The sequence below is a fragment of the Scytonema sp. PCC 10023 genome (genome assembly GCF_963920835.1).
Lineage (GTDB): Bacteria > Cyanobacteriota > Cyanobacteriia > Cyanobacteriales > Nostocaceae > Kalymmatonema.
The window spans coordinates 13258-38888 of record NZ_CAWUDP010000092.1 but is presented as its reverse complement, the minus strand read 5'-3'; the positions used below and the strand labels follow the sequence as shown (position 1 = coordinate 38888).

General features: G+C 41.7%; 20 protein-coding genes and 1 CRISPR repeat array. Of the genes, 3 read left to right on the top strand and 17 right to left on the bottom strand.

Going from position 1 to position 25631, the window contains the following annotated elements:
• From ACM0OZ_RS37480 to ACM0OZ_RS37455, 6 genes are all read right to left on the bottom strand, one after another.
• A partial coding sequence (locus ACM0OZ_RS37480; protein WP_414587920.1) for a WD40 repeat domain-containing protein occupies window positions 1-1844 on the bottom strand: 1844 nt, incomplete at its 3' end.
• A 131-nt stretch (window positions 1845-1975) separates the two neighbouring features.
• A complete protein-coding gene (locus ACM0OZ_RS37475) occupies window positions 1976-2758 on the bottom strand; it encodes an ATP-binding protein (protein ID WP_414587918.1) in 783 nt (260 codons plus the stop codon).
• A 132-nt stretch (window positions 2759-2890) separates the two neighbouring features.
• Window positions 2891-5578: an NACHT and WD repeat domain-containing protein gene (locus ACM0OZ_RS37470; RefSeq protein ID WP_414587919.1), complete on the bottom strand. Its 2688-nt coding sequence runs from the start codon at window positions 5576-5578 to the stop codon at window positions 2891-2893.
• Window positions 5579-5739: 161 nt separating this feature from the next.
• On the bottom strand, window positions 5740-5970 hold the full coding sequence (locus tag ACM0OZ_RS37465; protein WP_414587917.1) for a hypothetical protein: 231 nt from the start codon (window positions 5968-5970) through the stop codon (window positions 5740-5742).
• 30 nt (window positions 5971-6000) lie between these two features.
• Window positions 6001-7062 (bottom strand): CHAT domain-containing protein, encoded by a 1062-nt coding sequence (locus tag ACM0OZ_RS37460; RefSeq protein WP_414587916.1) that lies wholly within the window; start codon window positions 7060-7062, stop codon window positions 6001-6003.
• 113 nt (window positions 7063-7175) lie between these two features.
• Window positions 7176-9062: a TnsD family transposase gene (locus ACM0OZ_RS37455; RefSeq protein ID WP_414587915.1), complete on the bottom strand. Its 1887-nt coding sequence runs from the start codon at window positions 9060-9062 to the stop codon at window positions 7176-7178.
• A gap of 240 nt (window positions 9063-9302) precedes the next feature.
• On the opposite strand from ACM0OZ_RS37455, the gene ACM0OZ_RS37450 reads away from it, so the two are divergent.
• Window positions 9303-9533, top strand: coding sequence for a hypothetical protein (locus ACM0OZ_RS37450; protein ID WP_414587914.1), 231 nt, complete (start codon window positions 9303-9305; stop codon window positions 9531-9533).
• Window positions 9534-9732: 199 nt separating this feature from the next.
• A CRISPR array of direct repeats spans window positions 9733-10196; the repeat unit is 36 nt; unit sequence GTGCTCAACGCCTAACGGCATCTAATGTTGAAGCAT.
• Between the two features lie 272 nt (window positions 10197-10468).
• Here the strand turns inward: ACM0OZ_RS37450 and cas5 are convergent.
• The 11 genes from cas5 to psaC all read right to left on the bottom strand — a co-directional run bounded on the left by cas5 (window position 10469) and on the right by psaC (window position 22991).
• The gene (gene cas5, locus ACM0OZ_RS37445; protein ID WP_414587913.1) at window positions 10469-11098 is read right to left on the bottom strand and encodes a type I-MYXAN CRISPR-associated protein Cas5/Cmx5/DevS; all 630 of its coding nucleotides are present in this window, start codon (window positions 11096-11098) and stop codon (window positions 10469-10471) included.
• A 1-nt stretch (window position 11099) separates the two neighbouring features.
• Entirely contained in the window at window positions 11100-12050 is a 951-nt protein-coding gene (locus ACM0OZ_RS37440; RefSeq protein WP_414587912.1) for a DevR family CRISPR-associated autoregulator, read from the bottom strand.
• 101 nt (window positions 12051-12151) lie between these two features.
• Window positions 12152-13642, bottom strand: coding sequence for a type I-MYXAN CRISPR-associated Cas8a1/Cmx1 (cas8a1, locus tag ACM0OZ_RS37435; RefSeq protein ID WP_414587911.1), 1491 nt, complete (start codon window positions 13640-13642; stop codon window positions 12152-12154).
• A 17-nt stretch (window positions 13643-13659) separates the two neighbouring features.
• Complete coding sequence (gene cas6, locus ACM0OZ_RS37430) at window positions 13660-14328, bottom strand: type I-MYXAN CRISPR-associated protein Cas6/Cmx6 (protein ID WP_414587909.1); 669 nt, start codon at window positions 14326-14328, stop codon at window positions 13660-13662.
• A 145-nt stretch (window positions 14329-14473) separates the two neighbouring features.
• Window positions 14474-15421 (bottom strand): TniQ family protein, encoded by a 948-nt coding sequence (locus tag ACM0OZ_RS37425; protein ID WP_414587908.1) that lies wholly within the window; start codon window positions 15419-15421, stop codon window positions 14474-14476.
• Window positions 15422-15425: 4 nt separating this feature from the next.
• Entirely contained in the window at window positions 15426-17105 is a 1680-nt protein-coding gene (locus tag ACM0OZ_RS37420; RefSeq protein WP_414587907.1) for an ATP-binding protein, read from the bottom strand.
• Window positions 17092-19317 carry a Mu transposase C-terminal domain-containing protein gene (locus ACM0OZ_RS37415; protein ID WP_414587906.1) on the bottom strand — a complete coding sequence of 742 codons (2226 nt, stop codon included), beginning with the start codon at window positions 19315-19317 and terminating at the stop codon, window positions 17092-17094. The genes ACM0OZ_RS37420 and ACM0OZ_RS37415 overlap by 14 nt, the downstream gene beginning before the upstream one ends.
• A 22-nt stretch (window positions 19318-19339) precedes the next feature.
• Window positions 19340-20158 (bottom strand): TnsA endonuclease C-terminal domain-containing protein, encoded by an 819-nt coding sequence (locus ACM0OZ_RS37410; protein ID WP_414587905.1) that lies wholly within the window; start codon window positions 20156-20158, stop codon window positions 19340-19342.
• Between the two features lie 133 nt (window positions 20159-20291).
• On the bottom strand, window positions 20292-22193 hold the full coding sequence (gene glmS, locus ACM0OZ_RS37405; RefSeq protein WP_414587904.1) for a glutamine--fructose-6-phosphate transaminase (isomerizing): 1902 nt from the start codon (window positions 22191-22193) through the stop codon (window positions 20292-20294).
• A gap of 3 nt (window positions 22194-22196) precedes the next feature.
• The gene (locus ACM0OZ_RS37400) at window positions 22197-22505 is read right to left on the bottom strand and encodes a hypothetical protein (RefSeq protein ID WP_414587903.1); all 309 of its coding nucleotides are present in this window, start codon (window positions 22503-22505) and stop codon (window positions 22197-22199) included.
• Between the two features lie 240 nt (window positions 22506-22745).
• Complete coding sequence (gene psaC, locus ACM0OZ_RS37395) at window positions 22746-22991, bottom strand: photosystem I iron-sulfur center protein PsaC (protein ID WP_071838288.1); 246 nt, start codon at window positions 22989-22991, stop codon at window positions 22746-22748.
• Between the two features lie 213 nt (window positions 22992-23204).
• Between psaC and ACM0OZ_RS37390 the strand changes: the two genes are divergently transcribed.
• On the top strand, window positions 23205-23591 hold the full coding sequence (locus tag ACM0OZ_RS37390; protein ID WP_414587902.1) for a hypothetical protein: 387 nt from the start codon (window positions 23205-23207) through the stop codon (window positions 23589-23591).
• Window positions 23592-24058: 467 nt separating this feature from the next.
• Window positions 24059-25615 (top strand): flavin monoamine oxidase family protein, encoded by a 1557-nt coding sequence (locus ACM0OZ_RS37385; RefSeq protein ID WP_414587900.1) that lies wholly within the window; start codon window positions 24059-24061, stop codon window positions 25613-25615.
• Window positions 25616-25631: the final 16 nt, after the last annotated feature.

Genomic DNA, 25631 nt, shown 5'->3' with positions numbered 1-25631 from the left:
GTATCCCACAACCGCACTGTGCCATCTCTTCCACCACTGACAATTCTCTGGTTATTAGTACTTATTGCGACTGAGTATACGAAACCCTGATGACCACTCAATTCAGCGAGGAGCTTGCCCTGAGTATCCCATAACCGCACTGTGCCATCTCTTCCACCACTGACAATTCTCTGGTTATTAGTACTTATTGCGACTGAGTATACGAAACCCTGATGACCACTCAATTCAGCGAGGAGCTTGCCCTGAGTATCCCATAACCGTACTGTGCCATCTGAACCACCACTGACAATTCTCTGTTTATCAGTACTTATTGCGACTGAGTATACGGAACCCTCATGACTTCTCAATTCAGCGAGGAGCTTGCCCTGAGTATCCCACAACCGCACTGTGCCATCTGAACCACCACTGACAATTCTCTGGTTATCAGTGCTTATTGCTACTGAATATACAGTACCCTGATGACCTCTCAATTCAGCGAGGAGCTTGCCCTGAGTATCCCACAACCGCACTGTGCCATCTGAACCACCACTGACAATTCTCTGGTTATCAGTGCTTATTGCTACTGAATATACAGTACCCTGATGACCTCTCAATTCAGCGAGGAGCTTGCCCTGAGTATCCCACAACCGCACTGTGCCATCTTCGCCGCCACTGACAATTCTCTGGTTATCAATGCTTATTGCTACTGAATATACAGTACCCTGATGACCTTTGAGAACATTTTTGTTCCTACTATTTTGGACTGCACTGAATAAGCTGTCTTGTACTGATAGGGGTAATGATTGATTGGGGAAACTAAGCAAAGGTGAGCGGCTTTGTCCTATAAGATTAATTGCCCTTTCTAAACTTGTTAAAGGATCTGCCGATGACAAACCTTTGGCTACTAAAGCAGCTTGTTCTATACGTCCTTTTTCTGAGCTTTGCCACTGAAAGCTCACGAAAAATAACCCTGCAACCAGTCCACCAATTCCTAGCCATTGCAAAAGCTTTCTGTTATTATCTGCAATTTGCGAAGCCTGAAAAAATTCCACCTGTAGCGGTGTCATATTATTGTTAGCTCGCTGTTTATAGTTCTTTAAGAAATCTAAATCTGGAGAACGCCAAAGACTCCCATTTGGACGACCATTTTGATTCCAATAGACTGCTGCTTCTTCCAAGCGACGCTGGAAGCGCATGTCGCTGCGGCTGCTATCAAGCCATTGTCTCATCTGTCCCCAGTTGGCAAATAATGCTTCGTGGGTCACTTCTGCGGTTTCTGTTCCGTCAATGCTAGAGAGGGTCACTAATCGCACACCGGGGTGAGCAAATCTGCCAATCACATTTTTGACATACTCTGGCTCATCTTTATAAGAAACCAAGCTATTAATATTTGTACGACGACGGGTGTCGCTTGTTCCTTCCCCAAGCTGAACTAATCCCAGAAAGACTCGTTGAGCGATTTTCTTTTCTTGTTCGTTGAGGGTTTGATAAATGCGTTGAGCTTCATCTGCTAATGCTCCCCCAACTCCACCAATTTGTTCCAGCGTCTTGACAGGTTCAACGCCATTTTTTAGCCCGTCCCAAACGCGGGTTAATGCAAACTGGAGTAGGGGTAATGCTCCTTCTCTTCCTTCTGTGTCCTTTAGTAACAAATTAACGACTGCTTCATCCAGTGGATGACCAGCTAGTTCTGCTGGTTTGGTTATCGCCCGCCGCAATTCCTCTGTACTCATAGCAGGTACAATCACACCAAGATATGAGATCGCCTGATTCAGCGCTGGGTGTCGTTGGGTTTCTCCAAGGAAGTCGCTACGGAGAGTGATGATAACTGATACACAACCAGAGCGATCGCCTGCTGCATGAATTAAGTTCTCGATAAATATTTGGCGCTCAATAGCGTCATCGCAAAGTGATTAAGAAGGCAGAAGTACGAAGGCAGAAGGCAGAAGGCGTCCCCACGAATGAATTCGGGGGATTTAATAAAGTTGCTACGCGTTTATTTTTCTCCATAAATAAATTCAGGGGCTTTAAACCTTATGGCAGAGAACAGAGGACTTATTTTTGTATCAAAGCTTACCTTCTTTCCTTCTGCCCTCTGCCCTCTGCCCTCTGCCTTTCTTCGGTAAACTTCTTCAAACTGGTCTACTAACACCACTAACGGTGATACGGCAATCTCTGGTAAAACATTGGCAATGCGCCGTAAGCCATCATAAATAATAGTATCAGTAGTGTTACTGCTAGTTTGTTTTAATTCTTGTGCAAACTCGCGGGTTTTAGCCACAGGAGTTTGGTCATTCGTCGCCACTCTTGCCAAAACCGTTGCTAAAGCTTCCACAGGATGAGTCCCAGGGACAAGCACCGCCACTCGCGCTTGGCTTTTACCCGGTAGAGGACGCCGCGCGAGTTCAGGAATTAAACCTGCACGCGCTAGGGAAGATTTACCAGAACCAGATGGTCCCAAAATTGGCAGTAAACGTAATGGCGCTTCTGTTTGAGATGTATTTTCGTGAAGAGTGCGAAACAGGTTCCACAGTTTTTCGATTTGTTTTTCTCGCCCAAAATAGCGATCGCCGTCAACCTCAAGAAAGGCAAGTAACCCTTTGTAAGGATTGGGACCTATTTCTCCTATGGTAGAAACTTTCTCTTCGTTTAGTTGACGCTCTTGTTGGTACTGGTAGATAACAACTTTATTGCCATCTCCAGAAATAATCGCACTGCTGATGGCATCCTTTTCAATTCTAATGCTGCGATTCTCATCTCTTAACCCGCGATCGCTCATGGATTCTGCCTCATCACCAATTCACCGGCATCAAAGTGTCAACCCAACAATATTTAAGTAGCTTATGGCAGTTCTCATCCAGCCAAGACAATGATTGATTTTGTGAGAAAAAGTTCATAAAAAATTGTATATTTAACGAGATTGACGGAAATATGGTTCACACGTTGCCTTAGCTCCTTTCTCATCTGTACTTTCAGGCTTCTGGAAAACAGGATGATCCTGTAATCGCTCACAAGCAGCTTTCAACCAAGACTCCAATCTAATATCCCACAACCGCACTGTGCCATCTGAACCACCACTGACAATTGTTTGCTTATCTGTGCTGATTGCTACTGATGATACGTTACCTTGATGACCATTGAGTACGGCGAGTGGCTGACCTTTACCAGACCACAACCGCACTGTGCCATCTGAACCACCACTGACAATTGTTTGCTTATCTGTGCTGATTGCTACTGATGATACGTTACCTTGATGACCATTGAGTACGGCGAGTGGCTGACCTTTACCAGACCACAACCGCACTGTGCCATCTGAACCACCACTGACAATTGTTTGCTTATCTGTGCTGATTGCTACTGATGATACGTTACCTTGATGACCATTGAGTACGGCGAGTGGCTGACCTTTACCAGACCACAACCGCACTGTGCCATCTGAACCACCACTGACAATTGTTTGCTTATCTGTGCTGATTGCTACTGATGATACGTTACCTTGATGACCATTGAGTACGGCGAGTGGCTGACCTTTACCAGACCACAACCGCACTGTGCCATCTGAACCACCACTGACAATTGTTTGCTTATCTGTGCTGATTGCTACTGACAATACGTTACCTTGATGACCTTTGAGTTCGGCGAGTGGCTGACCCTTACTAGACCACAACCGCACTGTGCCATCTGAACCACCACTGACAATTGTTTGCTTATCTGTGCTGATTGCTACTGACAATACGTTACCTTGATGACCTTTGAGTTCGGCGAGTGGCTGACCCTTACTAGACCACAACCGCACTGTGCCATCTGAACCACCACTGACAATTGTTTGCTTATCTGTGCTGATTGCTACTGAGAATACGGAACCTTGATGACCTTTGAAAACATTTTTTTCCCTACTATTTTGGACTGCACTGAATAAGCTGTCTTGTACTGATGGAGGAAATGACTGATTGGGGAAACTAAACAAAGGTGAGCGACTTTGTCCTACAAGACTAATTGCTCTGACCAGATTTTCTAAAGGAGCAACCGATAATAATCCTTTTGCTGATATGGCAGTTTGTTCTATCCGCCCGATTTCTGCGTTTCGCCACTGATATAAAGCTACCCCTGCTGTTGTCGTCGTTAAGACTAAACCTGTACTTAAGACCCCAATTAAGAGTTGTCGTTGCTGCTTTCGCTCTTGCTCCGCTTTGATGGCAGCTTGCTTTCTTGCCTCTTCTGCTTGCTTTCTTGCCTCTTCTTGATCCACAGAGGCATGGAAAAATTCTAATTGCAGCGGTGTCATGTCGTTACTCGCTTGCTGATGATAGCGTTGCAGCAAATCTAAATCAGGAGGACGCCAAAGACTTCCCTCTTTGCGCCCATGCTCATCCCAAGAAGACGCTGCTTCTTCTAGGCGACGCCCAAAGCGAATGTCACCGCGACTGCTGTCCAACCATTGATTCAACTGACGCCAATGCTCAAACAGCGCTTCATGAGTCACTTCCACATAAATCAATTTTGCTGTTTCGCCTGCTTCCAGAACGGCGGAGAGAGTAATTAAGCGCACATCACGGGCGGCAAACTTGCCAATCACCTGTTTGACTTGCTCTGGATTGTCTTTGTGTGAGACAAGCCCTGCAAACGCAGCGCGGCGACGGGTGTCCTTTGCGCCTTCTCCCAACTGTACCAATCCCAGAAAAACGCGTCGGGCAATTTCTTTTTCTTCAGGACTGAGGTTGTCAAAAATCCGTTGAGCTTCCCCAGCCAGCGCACCGCCAACTCCACCGATTTGTTTCAGCGTGACAGCAGGTTCAATTCCTTGAGTTAACCCTTCCCAAATTCTTGTAAGAGCAAACTGAAGCAAGGGTAATGCTCCCTCTCGTCCTTCGGCTTCCTCAACCAACAAATTCACCGTCGCCTCATCTAAAGGATGATCCGCCAGTTCTGCTGGCTTGGCTATTGCTCGCCGCAGTTCATCAGCAGTCATTGCTGGGATAATTAAGCCGAGTTGAGCAACAAGTTGATTCAGCACAGGATGCCTTTGGGTTTCGCCGAGAAAGTCACTCCGTAGGGTCAGAATCACAGAAACACGGGCAGAGGGGTCAGCAGCTGCATCAACTAAATTTTCAATAAAAGCCTTGCGTTCATCATCATTCTTGCACAGCGAGTAGACCTCCTCAAACTGATCCACCAGCACCACTAAGGAAGATTGGGCAATTTGAGGCAGCATATCGGCGATGCGCCGCAAACCATCGTATGCACCTGTCTTATTCGTGCGCTGCAATTCATCAACAAACTCCCGTGTCTTCGCCACCGGGGTAAGATCCTTTGTCGCCACCCGCGCTAAAACCCCAGCTAAAGCTTCCAAGGGATGCGCCCCAGGTACCAGTATCGCCACCTGCGCCTGCTTCTTTCCCGGAAGGGGTCGCCGCGCCAGTTCTGGAATTAATCCGGCGCGTGCTAGAGAAGATTTGCCACTTCCCGATGGTCCCAAAATGGGGAGCAAGCGGATTTGAGATACATCCTCGTGAAGAGCGCGAAACACATTCCACAGTCGCTCTATCTGCGCTTCCCGACCAAAATAACGATCCGCATCTTCTTCATCAAACGCCAACAGACCTTTGTAAGGATTGGGACCAATCTTAGTTTCAACAGGCGATAATTCTGATTGAACTTGTTGAGCGGTGTGATATTGTTAAGAAGGCAGAAGTACGAAGGCAGAAGGCAGAAGGCGTCCCCACGAATGAATTCGGGGGATTTAATAAAGTTGCTACGCGTTTATTTTTCTCCATAAATAAATTCAGGGGCTTTAAACCTTATGGCAGAGAACAGAGGACTTATTTTTGTATCAAAGCTTACCTTCTTTCCTTCTGCCCTCTGCCCTCTGCCCTCTGCCTTTCTTCGGTAAATGACAACCCTATTGCCATCCCCTGAAATAATCGCACTGCTGAGTGCATCTCGTTCAATTGCAATGCTGCGATTCTCTCCCCCAAAAGTGCTGTCACTCATCGATTTTGCCCCAATATCAATACACTCCTGTTAAATTCCCAAACCAACGATACTTAGTAGCTTATGCCAGTTCTCTCCTAACCAAGCCGTTGTTTTGGTTAGGTGAGGTTTAAGTTTTTCAACTACAGAAGCAAATCCCTCAGCTTTCTTGGCATAATCGAGCGCTCGGTCTAATGCCTTCCCGACCTCATCTTTATCCGGCTTGGGCTTGTTTACCTCTTCCTCGGCATCAGCAAAGGCATTCTCAATCTTGCGACGATCCGGGCTTTCCAGCAATGCGATTGCTTCATGCAGCGCGTTCAGTTCTGCCCGAATATCAACACTTTCAGGCGCAGGTAAACTCACTGGCTGAAATTGTATATTGGCAATGTTGCTATCGCCCGTTTGAATAGCGCTACCAGCGACATTACCTCCAATAGAGACTGAGCGGTTTTGTCCAACCTTGTAATCATCGCTCCTAAAATCATCCCTAGCAGAAGATTTTGCAGATGCTACACTCTCCAAATTGGTTTGTGGTTGAGTTTGATAGTCGCGTCGTCTGGCTTTGAGTACAGGAGTTTGTGACTCTGGAATTCCTTCTAGGTCAATAGAAGCGCAACCTAGTTCAAAACAATCGGAGTAAGTTCTTCCAGCTAACAGGGCATCATAAAATCCTACAGCAAATTCGATTGCTGCCATATCCCCAATCGCTCGATTCATGCCAATGACATAATCAATATGTTGGTGAATCGCTTCTGCTTGGGCTTCGCTGTAACAAGCATTCAGCAAAACGCATTCAACATGCTCTTGAAACGACTTAAATAGCTTCGATAGCGATTCTGTAGTGACTAGTTGCGTTTGCCCAGAGTTATTCTCCAGGGCTAAACCATTACTACCTGAGCCATGTCCAGAAAAATGAACAATTGTCGGTTGGTAGTCTAATAACGCACGGCGTAAATCTTCAACTCGTATCGCCCAGGAGGTGACAATTTCAAACTGCTCCCGATTGTTGGCTCGTTTCAGCGCTGCTTGGATTTCTCTTACCTCTTCATCCAAGCGCAATTTATTTGTGTCCTTGGGATTGGCTGATAATATTAGGATTTTTTTCAGCATTTTTATGGTTGGTAGGAGATACCCTGGCGTCCAGCCTTGGATACAAACTGAGCATACTATTTTTCCAAAATCTCAAAAAATTTCTTTATTGAATGTTAAGAAGTAAATAATTGTTACAGTTCACACTCAAGAATAGCTTTGACTCTCTCCGACAAATTTTCTCCCAACCCGGCAACTCTAATCACCTTCCAACGCTGAATTTCTTCTGGGCTATCATCAAGCAGCTTAATTGCCCACTTGATCCGGCGAATCTGAAAGTCTTCTACGCTTTCAGTCACTGATTCCAAGTAAGCCTTTGTCAATGGCATTTGCTCAAGATGCTTTTCCAGTAGTGCTAGTAAACCTACGGTTTTCCCAATTCTGCTAATAGAGATTCTCTGTGGTTTGTCAGCATTCAAGAGCGATCGTACTCCATCTTGAACCTGAGCGAGAATTTGCCTGTCTCTTTCTTGCCAATCAACTTTAGCGACATTGGGAACAGGCGTTTGTAACTGGGGTGAGTTTTGATGAAGCCAGTCTGGATCATTTCTGTACAACCAAGCATAAATTGCTGGTGCTAATTTTCTGAGATTCGTCTTTGAGGCTTCTGGGTACTGTGTTTGTAAAGCTACCCAGTCTTGCCTGTATTTAACTTTGAGATCATTTACAGAATTTCTCTTGACTTCTGCTACTTCCTGTGTATCTGCTGGATTCTTATCCTTGATAGTCCGCCAATAGGTTTTCAGCTTGAGCTTAGATACATAGCGCTTTACCGTCCTAGCATCTACATTTAACCGTCTTGCTGTTTCCCGCAAACCTAATCTTTCTACTTCCACCAAGTTCTTCAGCTTCTGCTCCCATACAGAACCGAATGTAATGATTTTACCAATTTGCAGTTTGTCTTCCTCAGTTTTATCAGGACCAGTTCGGCAATAAACCATCCCACAACAACAAGTAAAAGTACCCAAAGGCTTTTTATTTTCCAAGCAGTGACTGATAATTAGATTGGTGATGACTGGCTTGAGATAATGCTGTGCTGCTGCATTTAGACAAATCCAGGGACCATTACCAAAAGGCTTGTATTCATAATTTGTGTTGAAAAATTCTTCAATGGAATTAGCAAGAAACCTGATTATCAGTAAATGTCTAATTGGGTGAAATGATTTTCGATGCTTTCTCACAATGCTGACTAACCAATTGTGTTCATCGTCATAATCAACCATAGAGTTAACAACAGTGAGCATTTCACGACCATAGAAAAATAGAAAGCTGTCCAGCAAGTTGTTCTGCTTCACCCGACCATTCGCATTAGCTAAACCATTGTCAATCAGCAAATTTCTATATTGTCGGCAAAACCAATCTGGTTCTTTGGAGTCAAAATGACTCTTTAGTAAACAATAGATATCTTTCGCCAGAATTCGTAATTTTTCTAAAGTATCATTACTATAATTTTTGGGATTTGGGCTAACAATACAGTTGTCTGTACTAGCGGCATAATATTCATGTTTATTGAAGCCTTGCAAGGGAACAATACTATCTTGCAACAATACACCATGAGTTGGGCAGACTAAGACTCCCGGAGTTTGGTGTAGCCGATGCCAATATGGTTCCCCATAGTTAGTTAAATCTTCTTCCAGGCAGTTTGGACAAAACCGAAAATATCTTGGCAAAGTCATTGAACTTGCCATAATTCCAACCCTTGTATGAATATCCCCTCCGTTTTCTGCTTTCATTGACTCCATAACTTGAATTGCTCTTTTTGGGGGCAGAAAAATACTATAGAAAGGGTAGAGGGTATGATTATATATCAAATCTTCTACCTGATAATTCGAGATAAAATTTATATTCTGAATCAAAGAATTCAGGTTAGAAGGTAAGTCAACAGTCGCTACAATAGTTTGACAATTAAATAGTTCTTGTAGAGTATTTTTTGGACTCGTATTTCCGCTTCTAATATGGTAACGAGCAAGAATACTGTACAAAATTTCGTCAGGATAAGGCTTGGGTAAAAAGCTAACCATAGAATACCTGAACCAAGTGGCAGATTCTTAACTAATCCCAATTGCGTGCTTTGTCAGCTAGCACTTGCTTTTCAAGAAAAATGCAGCTTCAAAAACTAGTCCCTAGGCATTACACAACACCTATATTATCTCAACCCAATTAGGTATTACACAAGACCTAAAATCTTGGGTTAATTGTAATGTTTAACTTTAGCCCTTGATGTTTAATATGATGAGGAAGTGAGTAAAAACTAGAAACCAATGGGGAAGAAAGGGCAGAAAGGTCAAAAAGACTTACCAGAACTGTACGACGAGGTGAAGAAAAGAGTTAACCTAGCCCTAACTCCCACTGGCATTAATGGATTGGATGCGATCGCCTCTAGTTTGGACATCAGCAGATCGGAGCTTGTAGAGCGAATTGGTAGGAACCTTATTCCTGTGAATGTTAATTCCTTGACACAGGAGGAGAAAGAAGCAATAAAAAAGCACTGACCAAACTGATTGCTCTCTACCGTGAGCAACTCAGCAGTCAGACTTCGGTTAGTGATGATAGTTCAGAATTGAGCGATCGCAAATTACAACTACAGAACCAGATTGAGCAATGGGAAAAAATTCTCGCAAAAATTTCTCCCAAAGACGATACTCAAGAGGGCTAATGTTGTCTCTACTTAAAACGTATTTGTATCAAAAGTCAAATAACGCCTAACGGCATCTAATGTTGAAGCATGTTAGCAAGCTGGCTTGTGGCAACAGATGGAAACAGTGCTCAACGCCTAACGGCATCTAATGTTGAAGCATTTGGACCATTTCAAGCAAATCAATTCCGAGATTGGTGTGCTCAACGCCTAACGGCATCTAATGTTGAAGCATATATGCACAGCAGTAATTTCCCTTCCTGCGATCGCACGTGCTCAACGCCTAACGGCATCTAATGTTGAAGCATACATTCGCACGGGCAAGATAACCACGCATACGCTCGTGCTCAACGCCTAACGGCATCTAATGTTGAAGCATAGCGGATATCCTTCTGCAAGTTTTCGATGTACCAGTGCTCAACGCCTAACGGCATCTAATGTTGAAGCATACTTCTGCCCCACGCAAGCGTTCTGAAATTAAATCGTGCTCAACGCCTAACGGCATCTAATGTTGAAGCATGGCAGTTGCCAAACAGATGAAGCCATAAGGTCTTCTAAACAATATTACAAGCACCTGTTACTAGGAAGTAGTAAATTTGCAAAATTTAATGAGCTACGTTCGCTAATCAAAGCTCAAAAAACTTGTTTGTTAGACTTTCTGAGAAATTGCAAGCATCTTGAATAATCATGAAAACGCTGGAATGCTGAATTGGTAAGCAATAGCGGCTGTTTTTTCCTTTTTGTTAACTCAACAAACAGACATCCTTGTCAAAACCTAAATACCCTCCGTGTTCAATTTTGAATTGTAGTCCAGGATAAATCAGGAGGTTGCCAGACATGAGACTCCTGAACTAAGTAACGCTGCCAATGTGTACCTTTGGATCCAACATGATCAACCCAGTAGGGTAGAGTTAACCAACCATCTTCATTTTTAACCAACCACCGCAATAGCTCCCCGTGATAATTTTCTGGTAAAAGGGTAACAGCGTTCACTAAATCCCGACTTTCACCCAAGCACAATCCACCAAAGCGATTGATAGAAGCAGGATTGTTAAATGCCTGTTGCAAACGTTCTGGCAAAGATGGCTTAGCTTTATCTGTTCCCATATTCATCCAAACAACAAACTCAATATTTGTTAGTAACTGCTGGTAGTCAGGTCGAACATTACTAGGATCGCGGATATCCTTTTTTTTGAACCTGCGAAATTTCCGAATTACAGTGGATACTTCTGGCTCAGATAGAAGTGCGATCGCCAATTTGACTCCACAATGCTTATATCTGTTTTCCTCGCCTACAAGAGACAGTAACATTCCATATACTGTTGATGGCGGTGGTACAAGGTAGGTTTCAGCGTATTCTCTAGCACGAGATTGGCGAAAACAAGCGATGGGTACTTCAACTTTCAATGCAATAGTCGTCACTTTACAAACTCCTTGACGACAACTGTAAATCTTCAGCAATGACCTGTTTTAATGCTTCTACTGTTTTCTTTACCCCTGGAAACACATTTGCTCCCGAATCTTCTAAAACGCTGCAAATTGCTCCTCCAACCCATAATTCTTTTGGTTCAATATCTCCAGCTTTTAGGCGTCGTACTAACTCTGGTACTGAAATAGTTCCAAATTCATCTTCTTCAAAGCAATAGAGAAAGCGAGGGGAAAAATCATGTGTCCAACGTAAAATAATACTATCAGGAGAGAAATCATATAGAAAACGAGCATGATTTCCTGCAACTTCACCAATCGAAATTAAGCCATCTAGAATAGGATTGATCCGAGATTGGTCTTTGAGGCTATTGGGTGTCAGTGCAAACCCATACTGATAACGAGTAGCATGAACTTCTGTAGCATAAAGAGAAGTTCGTCCTTTTTCTCCACTTGCAGCATTAAAAGTAAGATTCCCGGCATAAGGAATCATTGATACTGCACGAGTCACTTCTAATACACCCCGTTTAGCAGATTTAGTTCCTTTCGGCTTTTTTTTTCCTTTCCTTTGAGAACGTTTCTTATTTTCATTAGAAGATTCTTCTTGAACATCACTTTCGGATTCTTCAGATGCTTCAACTTTTGCTGCTTCTGCATGCATAAATCCCAAGACATCATCGTCAATGAAACGAGCATTATCAAAATTGGGATCTTGCAAGATATGATTTGCTTCTGGTTGAGCATTCTCATCCCACACTCGATTTACTGAATAACCCACATTTTGCCAGTAATACCGCAAAGCCCAACGAATAGCTTCGGCAGAAACAGTTGTGTGAACTTCTCCTTTCCAGTTTATTTTTTGCAAAGTAGTTATATTTCCTTCATTTTCCCCGCGATTGTTAGCTGCGGTTCCGTAACAAGTCAAAATATTTCCAAAAAGATGAAACATTTGCCAAATACCTAAATTATTTAATGTTTTAATATAGTAAATTTTAATTTTCTTAAGATTGGCTTGCTGTTTGTTTTAGTTATCTGAAAAATCATTATTTCTTATCTTTTTTTTGGATAACTAGCAATAGCGATAAAAGTTAAATCTCTTGCTATTTTCCAATCCACCATTCCTGTAGTTATTGGTAATAGTTCTTCCCAATGCTCTTCAAGAGTTGAAATGTGTCCTGCTCTTCCCCAGAGCTTGGAAATAAATTCACGAAAATTACCAGCATTTGTACAACGTCCTAATTGAGATAGAATACGTATATTTTCTCGTTCAATTTGAGCATATTCATCTTCCTTCGTTTTGTCATAAATTTTTGCATATATTCTCCTCAAAGCTTCATGGCAAGCTTTGATAAATAGTTTTTGTACATCTAGATCCCATTCAAAATTTTGAACCATTTTCCAGATTCCTTGACTTTCGTAAAAAACTTGCTTAAATAAATTATTGTTTTTAGTTTTCGTATGAAAATTAGACCACCAAGGTAACCCCTTTGCTAAATTATCAGCAATGATGCCTCGGCTCATACTAGTAGTAATAAAATTTCCATTTTTATGTTCTACAACTCGGGATTCAGGGAAACAACTGGCAACACGCTGATACCGAGAATTAACTTCTTCAGTCGCTTCTACTACAGCTATTTCCGTGCGTGTTTTTTGCTGTTTTGACCAAGTTACCGTTCCAAACGATATTACCTGACATCTTTGAGCTTGATTGTGTTTAATCGGTTCTCTAGTTGTTTCGTAAGTCAGAAATCTTAATCCTGCATCTCCTAAGCTAGATACATGAAAATACTTGTAACCCAAGTTTCCTAACTCCCAAAAACGTGAGCTATAAACTTCTAAGTCACTGACTTCAGGTACAACTAAGACATACTGCGTCTTTTTTGCTTGACTGTAGGATCGCAAAATAAAATACTGAGAAGCAACAGGAGCAAATAACAAAGCCAGAGTATGTTCTGCTTTCTCTTCAAACTTGGTTTGCTCCTTAAAAGCATAATGACGAACCACTGCTCCTGGATAGAGCCAACCTGCTACACCAATTGACTCATGTAACAATTGACCATCTTTGTCGCACAGATGTTTTGCAAAATGCGGATGAGCATAGTCAGCAGCTTTTTTATACTCAACTACAAGTTTTATACCATCAACAGTCAGTAATTTCGATTCTTTGCCTGCCGATTTAAAACACTGATTATGCTGGAGGAATGTTTTTGTTATTCCTAAGTGAATAATTATCTGTGTTTGAATATCCAATCCTGGAAAATTCAAGCCAGTGAGGCTAATTAATCCTTCCTGAGTAATTTGAAAAGATAGCTTGAGCAACCAGTCCAACACACTGAAATCTTGTCCTTCCCAGTTAAGACTGATACTACGAGGAGTCAGTGACCAAGTTAAATTACCAAGTCTTTCCGCAGGTGTAGGATACAATTGCTCTAACTGCTTTAGCGTCATCCAAAGTCCTGCCATCCCTACACGATGTAACAATGTCATGCCAGGGTCGCTCAGATTTAGCTGGATTTTGGAATTAACTCCACTTTGAATCATAGACCACAGAGCAATTTTTATCGCCTTTCCTTATTTGGGACAAAAACTCCGCACCCCATCTTCTGCCTTCCACCAATACCGTATGTTTGCAACGTCAAAGAATCTTCATGGCTGAGGTTCATGACCTCTAACGCAAAACCCACAACTGTAGACTGCTTGATTTTGATAGTTCTACGTTTTGGTTTGCCATCAGCATTGATGGGAATGCTGACTGTTCCCTGAATACCCAGTTGCTTTATTTGACGCTGCGCTGCTTGTAAAAAGGTCTCCGGTTCTTCATAGCCTTTAATAACCACGATGCGCGATCGCAAATTTTCCACGGGTTGAAGTAGATAAATTTCGGGAATTCCCAAGCGAACTATATGTTTGCCAATTGTGATTAACTTCCCCGCAAAAAAATAAACTAACGGGATCTTGTCTGCAGGTAAGCGAATCCGAAGTTTAGAGTGTTCGTTGAGCAGAAGTGAACCATCCTCATTAGGGATACCCGGAATAGTTTGAATACTGAGGTTATCCAGAGAATGGAGTTTGGATTGTAAGTGAGTCAGTGCAGCATATAATCTATACCCGTGATCTATAGGCAGAGCCTTACCCATGACACTAAAACTTAAGTCCATGTAGGGTAACTGAGGGTTGAAAGCATTTGTTGAGTTTGTCTGAGTTGGTAAGCTGCAATCACTACTCATGGTTTCACCCCGTATTTCAGCAAAATTACTAACTTTGAGGTAAATCAATGTTATTACCTTTACAAGACCCTATCCCTAATGTTTAAGCTCATCGTAACCAAAAGTAAAACAAAATAATATTATTTTAATTTCAGTAACAAAAAGTTTATTTAAAAAATTCTTCTAAAGAATTTGCTAAAAATTTTATCATCAATATATGTGTCATCCGGTCAATTACTGGGTTAATATCACAGGTAAGCAGAGACATAGAACAAAAGTTCACAGGACTTTTGATGAAATTTGGATTAATGATCTCCAGAATTTCTTGACCGTAAAAATTAAATATAGCATCTGAAAAAGATGTTTCATTAAATCGAAATTTTCCTCCTGGAAGGAGAACCATAAATTTTTGATTAACTAAATAAGACTTATATTGATTACGAAGCCAACCCAAACCTTTAAAGACAATGTTGCTATTAATTAACCACCCAATTTCCTGTACCAGGATTAAGATATTTTTTACACTTGGAGCTGTACGGGAGATTTTTTGAGTCTTCAACTGACAATTCTCTGGACTTGCAGCATGATAGTGTATGCCTTTTGCTTCTATTGGTACAGAGCTATTCTGCAAGAGTACACCATGAGTTGAGCAAACGACTACACCAGGAATTTGGTGCATTCTATGCCAGTAAGCTTCTCCATATTTTTGTATGTCTTCTTCTAAACACAGAGGACAAAATTTTAAAAATTTTTGTGACTCCCCAATGGAATTTCTAGCAACTTTAGCTATTTCCAATATGGAGGCATTTAATTTTTTCCGCATCGAATCTTTTAGTAACCATACTTCTTGGGGAGTGAGAAAAGTTGCATAAAAAGGGTATAAAGTATAATTTTGCAGAAAGTTATCGACTGTTTGGGCAGAAAGTAAAGGCAAGTTATTGACCAAATAATTTAAGTTATTGGTTAAAGTGACTCTGCATACTTGTTGCGAATGGAAACCAAATAATTCTATATCTGTTTGTCTAAAGCTTTTGTTACCACTCCGGATATGATATCGAGCTAACGCACTATATAAAAGCTCATCAGGATAAAGATTCGGGAAGAAACTGAGCATAACACTACCCGATATTGATAAAGTCCTGAACTGGATCTTTGATAATTTGTACTGATTTTAAATCTTGATAAGCAGAAACTTTATTTTTCTTTGCATTTTCAACTATTTGCCGGATGTCATTTCCTTGATAATTTGGTTTCTGCTTCGTTTTCCGCGTGGTTGTCTTGGTAGCAGCTTCGTTAACCTGTCCCCCTTGCAAAGCAAGAGTATACGCCTGTTTCACCATTGAGGGAATATCTATGTCTTCGCCACTAGAAGCAATAACTCTCTCAGCACACTCCTTTGCTTTTGCAGGTTCCACTTCTAAATTTAGAAGCTCAAGAATGACATAATTTAGCTTTGGCGACACATTCTCCTTGCTTTGCTGCTTTCGAGCTAATCTACGAATTTCCTTTAAGTCCCTTGCTTCCAGGTCAGACAAGCACTTGTTGTGGTACTCTGTAGTGTCAAGGGGAGCAATATCTTTGTACTTAATCATCCACTCCTTATCCCCTGACCTAATAGCATCCAACATTGGTTTGACTAAATATAATCCATCTTTGGCAGCTTGGTGAATCAGGTCAACAGTTATCTTTTCGTCACCACCTACTGAAATAGCTCTCCATTGAACCATCTTATAAAGTTTGACGGCAATATCAATAATGCCTTGGCTTTCGTAATAGAACGCTTCATTTATTTCAGTAGAGAAAACAACAGGCGTTTTTGTCCATTGGTATTCCCACATTCCTTCCATGAAGAAATACCATTCATCATCATTTACCATTCTGTCCCAGATAACACTCCCTTCTCCTGTCCCTCTTCTTGCATTTCGGAAGTTTCCTTGCAAAATTGGTAAACCTTCGTTAGTAGCAACACGAATAACTGGAACTCCTATAGTATTATCCATTTTTACTAGAAAGTTTAATAGGTCGTCCCTATTTCTTTTTGCGTTAACAAGATTTTGCATTTCATCAATAACCAAAACTCCTAAATGATGCGTATGAACAACTTGGGCAAGTTGAGCCAGCATATAATCTTCAGAGTTATTTCTCCCTTTAATTTTTGCTGATTTATTAGTACCAAGCAATTTATCAATGGCAATAAATATATCCATACATAAACCCTTTAAAGAGCCTGAATGAGGACAATCAACCTTCAACCAAACTATTTGATATACACTGTGATCAGGATGAAGAATTACTTGAGGATACAGAGAGAGAATCTTGAGTAGATTGGTTGTCTTACCTATTCCTGATGGACCAATTAACGTTAAACCTGATGCAGATGTGGGAATATTTACATAATCTTCCAGCTTCTTTCCTCCTCCATCATCTATCGCTTCGTAAATTTGCCTTGAGCGCCGTGCATATTCCGGCTTTAAAATATTACGAGCCAAGTAGCCTTGCATAATTAGGACACAAATTACCTTTTGTAGCTCGACGGTTTTAGGCTGAGGGTCAAAATATCTAGACAGTCGTTCAATACAATGAAATCTATAATGAGCTTTCAGTTCCGTCTGTTCAGTAGCAAAATCAGGACGTCTGATCACTTCATCTACAAACTCTTCTGCTGAGAGGATAAGAGGTAGTGCTTGAATCAATGGATTGTCATTATACTCAGGCAGCTTATGGTCAATGTATTTAGCAACTGCTGCCCATTGACCATTTGGAATTTCAACGCATTGCCACTCATTATTTCTGTCCATGTTTGCGCTCCTGTCGTTTCTGTCTAAGGAGCTCCATATGGTTGGGCTGTAACGATTTTGAAGGTTTTGAATCTTCTGGCTTAGTATTTGCAGATTCAACACTATTTTGGGTTTCTTCTCTTGCTAATTCAAAACCCTCATCTTCACGCCGTTTAGCCTTCTCAAAAGCTCTATTTTCTCGAATACCAGCAACTTTTTTTGTTTGGCTAATTGTACTATCTAAAACTTCCTCAGTCTCTTCTTTAGCTTGACTAACTATACTTTCTATATTCGCTATCAAATCAGCTTTTTCTTGTAGCTGTTTATTTTGGTTTTTTTGTTTTTGTAATTCTTCATATGCTAATAAATATTCAATCTCATGTAAATTTTTATCTAAGTATCTTTGTTCGGACTGTAAAAGAAAACACTTTTCAAAGTCTCTACCATCTTGAGAGCGTAAATAAATATAGTTTGGTAGACGCATATCATAAGAAACATCCAATGACTTTTCGGATTTAGATAGTAAACTACTTCTAGATTTCTCAAACCAAAATTCTTTTATTGCCTTCTCGCAAGTGTAGTACATTCCTTTAAATTTAATACCATGAGCGGTAATTGTTGCTTTTCCGGTTGGCATTAAATTCAGCTTGACAATATCTTCTGGAAAAGTTCTCAGTCTACCGGAACGATTTGCAATTCCCCATTGCCATAATTCTCTAGGTATAGGATTAACATCATCAGTAATCATCATTTCATCTCTAGCATAATTACTTAAATAATCATAATTGTTATGCTGGAGAATCAAAAAGATAACTATTTTAGTAAATTCATCTATGTTAAGCCTACCATCAAGGCGATAATCATGTCCTCCTCTCTGTCTAAAGTCAGTATCTATATAACCGGGAACAAATGGTTTTACATACCCATGAATAGTGCGAAATTGTCTTTCAACCAAACCCTTCCAATCTGCTCGATAAGGAGCAGCATTTTCAATGCGAACATCTAAATTAGGAATTAATGTTTCTACCTTCATTCCTGCTAATTCGCCTCGATCGCCCAAAATAGCATCGGGAATATGCTTACATTGCCACTCATCTTCAGAAATCTCAATACCATATTCTCTACAAAACTGTACTTTATCTGTCGCTGCATTGGCTAACGCCATCATTGCTCCTGCCCAAGATGGTCCTTCTAATCCAACGTAAACCCCCGTTATCATGCGGCTAAAAACATCAATAACTACATAGATAACAGGTCTACCAATAATCCAATTCCGATTGTACTTAGATACTAAATATACATCTGCAATTGTGGCATCAATCTGATATCTAGAGCCAGGACCAATGGTTTCCATTTGGGATGTTCCTGTGATAGCTCGATGTTCTAAAGCATACTTTCTAGACCCTTTACGCGATATAATAGTTTTCCTAATATCAGTGTGTTCTACTTGATACCAGTATTTAAATTGAGTAAATGTAGGTCTTTTATCAGGAGGAATTAAAATACTTTTTTTGACGCCATTCTCATCATAAAAATAATCTTCAGCGTAATATTGTTTTATCATTAATTCATAGGCAGTTGTTAAAAAGTTTTCTTTAGAGTTATTATAAAACTTGGCAATTGCAAATCTAAATATTTTTTTATCTTCTTCTGTAACATTTACTCCATTACCAATTTCTTGGTCATGTGCATATTTTCTTGGTCTTCCTCTCTTCTTTTCTCCAGATGCTTTAGGCTTTCCTCGACCACCAGAATTTGCATAATCAGGCAAAAGAGCATTTTTGTTTTTACCTCTCTGCCAAAATCTTCTTAAATATTTATAAACACTTCTCTCTACTAATTTGCCTTCACTTCTCCCTACATTGTATTTTTCAATAACCTGTTGAACGAGGGAACCTCGCTTATCTCGATAGTATATCGATGGTTCCTGAGTAACGATAAATGAAATTATTTCCCAAGCTCTATCTCTAAGTTCCTTTTCTTTCTCAGACAAATTTTCATCTCTTACTATTCTCGCCCACGGGTCTGATTTAAGCTTCAATGCACGACCATCAGAAATAGCTTCTATAATCTCTGAAACTTTTTTAGGTTCTGGAAATCCTGTTTTAGTATTTATGTCAAAAATAAAGGCAATAACATATCCTTCATCAATCCAGAGAACTCGTTCTATCAAGTTATTACCTGATTCATCAATCCATTCAATCAGGTCATTAACAAATAAATCATTACTCATATGAAACACCTCTTGTTATCTTCTAAAAAATTATTTTTTTAATTTCTCTAGAAGAAGGGCAACTAGATGTTTTTGTTGCTAACATATCCATAATAATTTCCTTGCGAGCGATAAGGTGCCTAAAAAGATAGAGGGATGTACCAGGCTCTATATTCATGTCTTTATCTAAAGCCGTTGTTACTCGATTGATGGTTGCATCGCTTTCCTGAAGTCTTGACTTTAAAATATTGCCAAGATAACGTAGTTCTTTAATATCCATTTCTGTAGTTGCTTCTAACTTATAGGCAGAATGAACCCATTCAACATTCTCTGCTAGAAGCCTTGGGATTTCTTTTTCTGTTACCAGTCCCCAGTCAATACCTTTAGCTGCATAGTACCGCTTTTCTAACTCTAGTTTCTGAGCAACAGATTCACTTCCTAAATCTTTTAACATCTTGACTGTCCGTGCCTTCTGAACTATCTTTCCGTCCTGCTTCACAAACAGCATAAAATCACTGCTTAAAATATACGGAGTATCGCTCTTAGCGTCTCTGGGATATTTCATAGCCATATCGTCTGCAATACTCATTAGTAGATCAAGGTCAAGTAAGGGAAATTGCTCTCTTATATCTACAACTACATCTGACCACTCGAAGACATAAAACAGCCGCCTCTCGTTGTCTGATAAAAGATGATGCTCGCGATTGGTTTTCCAGCCAGGGGGTCTAGACACCCGACCTTTCGACGGGAAATCTTGGATTTTAATCCAGGGCTGATAATCTTTGCCACTTCCCTGACCGCGACCTTCCTTGATGTAGCGCTCAAACTTTGCTTGTGTCCAATCTCGTTTGCCCCTAGCCACAAAAAACTCCTGTAGATGCTCACATATCCACCCACAGGAGTTATTATACGACTTTTTTATTTATTGTACGACTTTTTTATTTGTTGTACGACTTTTTTACCCCTCCACAAAATTTTTTTTAGCTGAAATTATATTATTCCACCGTTACAGACTTCGCCAAATTCCTTGGCTGGTCAACATCCAAACCGCGACGCGCCGCAATGTGATAAGCCAGCAATTGCAGGGGAATCACCGTGAGAATGGGGGAAAGCAATTCATCGACTTTTGATACCGGGATAAGGTCGTTAAAGATTTCCGCTGCTTCCCCATCGTTGACTGGAGTCACACCAATTAACCGAGAATCACGGGCTTTTGCCTCTTGGGCGTTAGAAATGACTTTTTCGTAGACACTTCCAGGCATAGCGATCGCCACAACTGGTACTTTTGCATCCAACAAAGCAATAGGTCCATGCTTCATTTCTCCAGCAGGATATCCCTCTGCATGAATATAACTGATTTCCTTTAATTTCAACGCTCCTTCTAAGGCTATGGGGTAATTAATTCCCCTTCCCAAAAAGATGAAATCTTTGGTTTCTGCAAACTCATGAGCCAATTGCTCTATATAATGCTCTTGTCTTTCCAAAGTTGCTTCAATTTCACCAGGAATTTGCCGCAACCCGTTAATAATTTCCTGCAATCTTGTTGGCGGAATAGTCTGACGAAGATACGCTAAATCCAAAGCCAAGGCGTAAAATGCCATCAGTTGGGCAACAAAAGTTTTCGTCGCCGCCACCCCAATTTCAATTCCCGCGAGAGTATTGATAATATGAAATATCATTTGACCTAGGGTGCTTTCTGGGCGATTGGTAATTCCCAGCAGCCGTGCCTGATACTTAGGTTCTTTACCTTGGCGACGTTCTTTTTCCATCGCCAAAGCTGCTAGCGTATCGGCGGTTTCACCAGATTGAGTCACGCCAATCGTTAGCGTATTAGGTGTCAGGGGTGTTGGTGCATAACGAAATTCTGAAGCGTAATGCACTTGGGTAGGAATTCCCGCCAGTTGTTCTAGTAAATATTTACCCACTATTGCTGCGTGCCAACTGGTACCACAGGCGATGATTTGAATTTGTTCTAAGTCACCGTAAATATCTGCAGCTAAACCAAGCTTCACCGGAGAATTGGTAGAATCATTTACATTCCAATCAGCATTGAAGTATGCATCTAAACAAGCTCGTACAACTCCCGGTTGCTCGTAAATTTCCTTGAGCATGAAGTGCTTGAATCCCTGCTTTTCCACCATCATGGGATTCAAGTTGAGCAAGCGGGGTTGTTTCTTCAACCTTTCACCAGCAAAGTTGTAAACCTCAACACCCAAAGGTGTCAGGCGTGCAATTTCTCCATTGTCTAGGGGTAACACTGCACGAGTGTAAGCAATAATGGCTGGCGTATCGGAAGCACAGAAAAATTCTCCTTGCCCAAAACCAATGACTATCGGTGCTTGCTGTCGAACAACGATCAATTCGTCGGGGTAGTCAGCACTGATTAGTGCGATCGCAAACGCCCCCCTGAGTTTTTTAACAGTATCACGAACAGCCTCAAGGAACAGAGAAGGGGAAAAAGGAAGAGTAGAAGCAGGGGAATGCTGGAAAAACTCAGCTATCAGGTGGGGAATAACCTCAACATCTGTATCTGAGCGAAACTGGTATCCTTTCTGTTTCAGTTCCTCGCGCAACTCGCTGTAGTTTTCAATAATCCCATTTACAACCACAGCTATTCGCATAGCTGCATCCATATGTGGATGGGCATTGTACTCTTCTGGCTTACCATGAGTTGCCCAGCGAGTGTGACCAATACCAATTTGAGCGTGGGTTTCTACTTGTTCTAGCTTAGAACGCAGGTTGTGAAGTTTGCCTTTTGCCCGGACACAATTCACATCACCTTCCCATATCGTGGCGATTCCCGCTGAATCGTAGCCCCGATACTCCAGTTTTTCCAGCCCAGATAGCAAAATTTCTGTTGCCGTTTGAGTGCCAATATAGCCAACGATGCCGCACATTGATCACACCACTCTTTTTATAGGACTAATACAACTCAGTATAGTTGTTAACACAAAGGTAGCATTTTGGCAAAAAAACGGGCGTTGCATATTTGCAGGATGAATTTTGTGTTCTTGTGGGATGGGCATCTTGCCCGTCCTTTGAATTTGCTGGGCAACCAAAATGCCTACCCCACAAGAATCATCCGTGGATTCAGCAACACCAAAGAACGACTTTGCCTTAATGATTAAAGTGGTGACTACATGAAAAAAGCCCGCCAGTGCGGGCGCTAGAGACGCAATAAGCAATTCGCATTTAGGAGAAATTTGCATTCAGGAGAAATTCAAAAATCTAAGGTTCAATGCTGGTATGCAACCTGGCTGCTCTTGAGTATGCAAGCTTATTTATTATGGGACAGCTTATTATTGCGATTTATTTCGGACTTTTACATTAACGTAATAATTTTGTAGGTTGGACGTTGCCCACCATTCTTATGAATGTTAGGGAATGCCCAACCCACAATGCTAAAAGTGCTTGCTATCTAAATAATTAACTGCGATCCGAACGAAAAACTAGTAAGCCAGACCCATACTACGAGTCGTTTCAGATCCCAAGTAAACCCGGATGCTTAAAAAGTCGGTAGGACAAGCCGTTTCACATCGCTTGCAGCCCACGCAGTCTTCTGTGCGCGGTGAAGAGGCAATTTGCTGGGCTTTGCAGCCATCCCAGGGTACCATCTCCAGCACGTCAGTGGGGCATGCGCGGACGCATTGTGTGCAGCCGATGCAGGTATCGTAGATTTTTACGGTATGAGACATTGAAAAAAATCTCCTTTCAGAGTATTCTTCTGGTGCGAAAGAATTATAATCAAGGCTTAGTTTACCGCAGTGGCTTATCGTCCGTAATTAAAAGGCTACATAACTTCAAACAATGTAATAAGCACCTTCAAATGGCAGTAAAGGTTTTGACGGCTTCCAAATACAGCAGTTTGCATCTTTAGGGACTTCCTTTCTTAAAAAATATCCAATTTTGTGGGATGGGCATCTTGCCCGTCCTATAAACTGGGCGAACCAGATGCCATGGGTGTCAACTTAAGCCAAAACCCTTCTAAAATCTCGGGCGCGGTGGTTCTACCTGGAATGCCCTTGAAGCGGCTAGTAACGCTCAATTGGGAGGCTCTGCCTCCCAATGGTATTCCCAGCCAGAGACTGGGAACAAGGCAAAACCTCCCCTCCCCGAAGTTCGGGGAGGGGATTAAGGGGTGGGGTAAATCAACGTGGAATAAAGGTTTAAACGTGATTGTTAACACGGATGGCTTTCCGGCACACCCCACACAAGATTGGATAATTGGCGTTGCTGAATCCATGTATGAAAAAGATGTTGTGATTCCAAACCCTTGTAGAGACGTACCATGGTGAGCCAGCGCTGCAGGAGGGTTTCCCGACCTAGGCGACTGGCGTCACGTCTCTACACTTGGATTCATACTTCAAATCAGCAACGCCGGATAATTTATTTGTTAGAAATCCCTTATTGAGGTACACCTTTTCAACTCAAGAGCCACATATAGAGCACATTTGACTCCTGAACCCAGTCACCGTGAGAACGGGAAACCCTCCTGCATGGCTCTAGCTTCTCCTGACGCCAAGGAATACTGCTGTAACCTTTGCTTTCACTGGGACAGTGTCGCAACCCGCAATAGCGGTTGTCCGTTGTTGAAAAATGCGTCCGTCCCCAATCTAAAAAAATTTTTCCATCACAACCGTCAGCGACTGCATAAACCCAGCAACCCCATCGGTATAAACATTCAGAAGCGGTTGAAACACACAAACACCGCCACGCAAACTTTCCAATTTACCTAAATCACACTTTTACGAGGTATCGAAAAATGGACACCAAATTCATGCTGAATATGTGCAAACTGTCAAACTCCCAACAAAGCAAGCACATCACCATTTTAGGCGCAGGAATCGCTGGTTTAGTCGCAGCTTACGAACTAGAACGCATGGGTCACACCGTAGATATCATGGAAGGTAGCCCCCGCGTCGGCGGTCGAATTTGGACACACCGCTTCGGTAACGAACAAGATGCACCCTATGCAGAACTCGGTGCAATGCGTATCCCCAGCGACCACCAACATACACTGCATTATGTAAAAGAATTAGGACTAGCTGACAAACTCTGCAAATTTGTCACAGTCTTTGAAGAACAAAACGCTTTCATGAACATCGAAGGAAACATCTTCCGCATGAAAGACGCACCCCGCCTCCTCCAAGAACGCTATCAAGGAATCTTTACCGACACTCGTTACAACGAAAAAACCCGGTTGTTTGCCGCATGGTTGAAGACAATTGTCAATACCATCTCCCCCGGTAATTTGCGTGAAAGTTTGGATGCTGACTTGAAATCACACTTGATGGATGAGTTGGAAAGACTGGACTTAGAACCTTACTTTAGTGAAGATGGGGAAACGATTGATTTGAACTCATTTATCAAAGACCATCCTAGTTTCCGCGCTCGTTGCAGCAAGGCTCTGGATATGTTCCTTAGTGACATCATAGTTGAAACCAGTCACGATTTATTGCAAATCAAAGGTGGAATGGATCAAATCATCCAACGTCTTGTAGCATCAATCAATTCCCCGATTATATGCAACCTACAAGTCGTAGCAATGCGGGTGCGTGATGGTTATACAGAAATTGATTACTTATCCAATGGAGAAAAGCACACCCGTCGTTGCGATTATGTGTTGTGTACAATTCCTTTCTCGGTAATGCGGAAAATGGAGTTAGAAGGATTTGATGAAAGAAAACTGGATTCTATCCACAACACTATATATTGTCCAGCAACGAAAGTGGCATTCCACACTCAATCTGCTTTCTGGGAAAAACAAGGAATTAAAGGTGGTGCATCCTTCAGCGGTGAAGGCGTTCGCCAAAGCTACTATCCTTCTGTGAAGTTCAATCCCAAGAGTGGTAGTGTGATGCTTGCTAGCTACACCATCGGTGATGATGCTGACAGAATGGGGAATATGTCTTCTTCTGAACGTCACCACTACGTTAAAAACATTGTTAGCAAAGTTCACCCGGAACTTCAAAGCAACGGTATGGTTGCTGATGTCGCTTCAATTGCTTGGGGTAACTACAAGTGGAGTGCTGGTGGCTGTACAGTTCATTGGAGTGATGATATGTCGGATGAATCCAACCACACCATTAGTTATTTGGAAGCTGCTAGACCTCAAAATACTTTGTTCTTCGCTGGCGAACATTGTTCTAAATATCCAGCATGGCTGCAAGGTTCCATCGAGTCCGCACTTGAGGCAATATACGATATCGTATCTCACAAACACAGCACTGTTACAGCGACAAAGTTCTGCTTAATTGGTACAGTACATGGCAAGACTACACAAACAAATCAAAATCGTGGGTTGGCTCAAGTTGCTTAAAATTTTCTACTTGCCC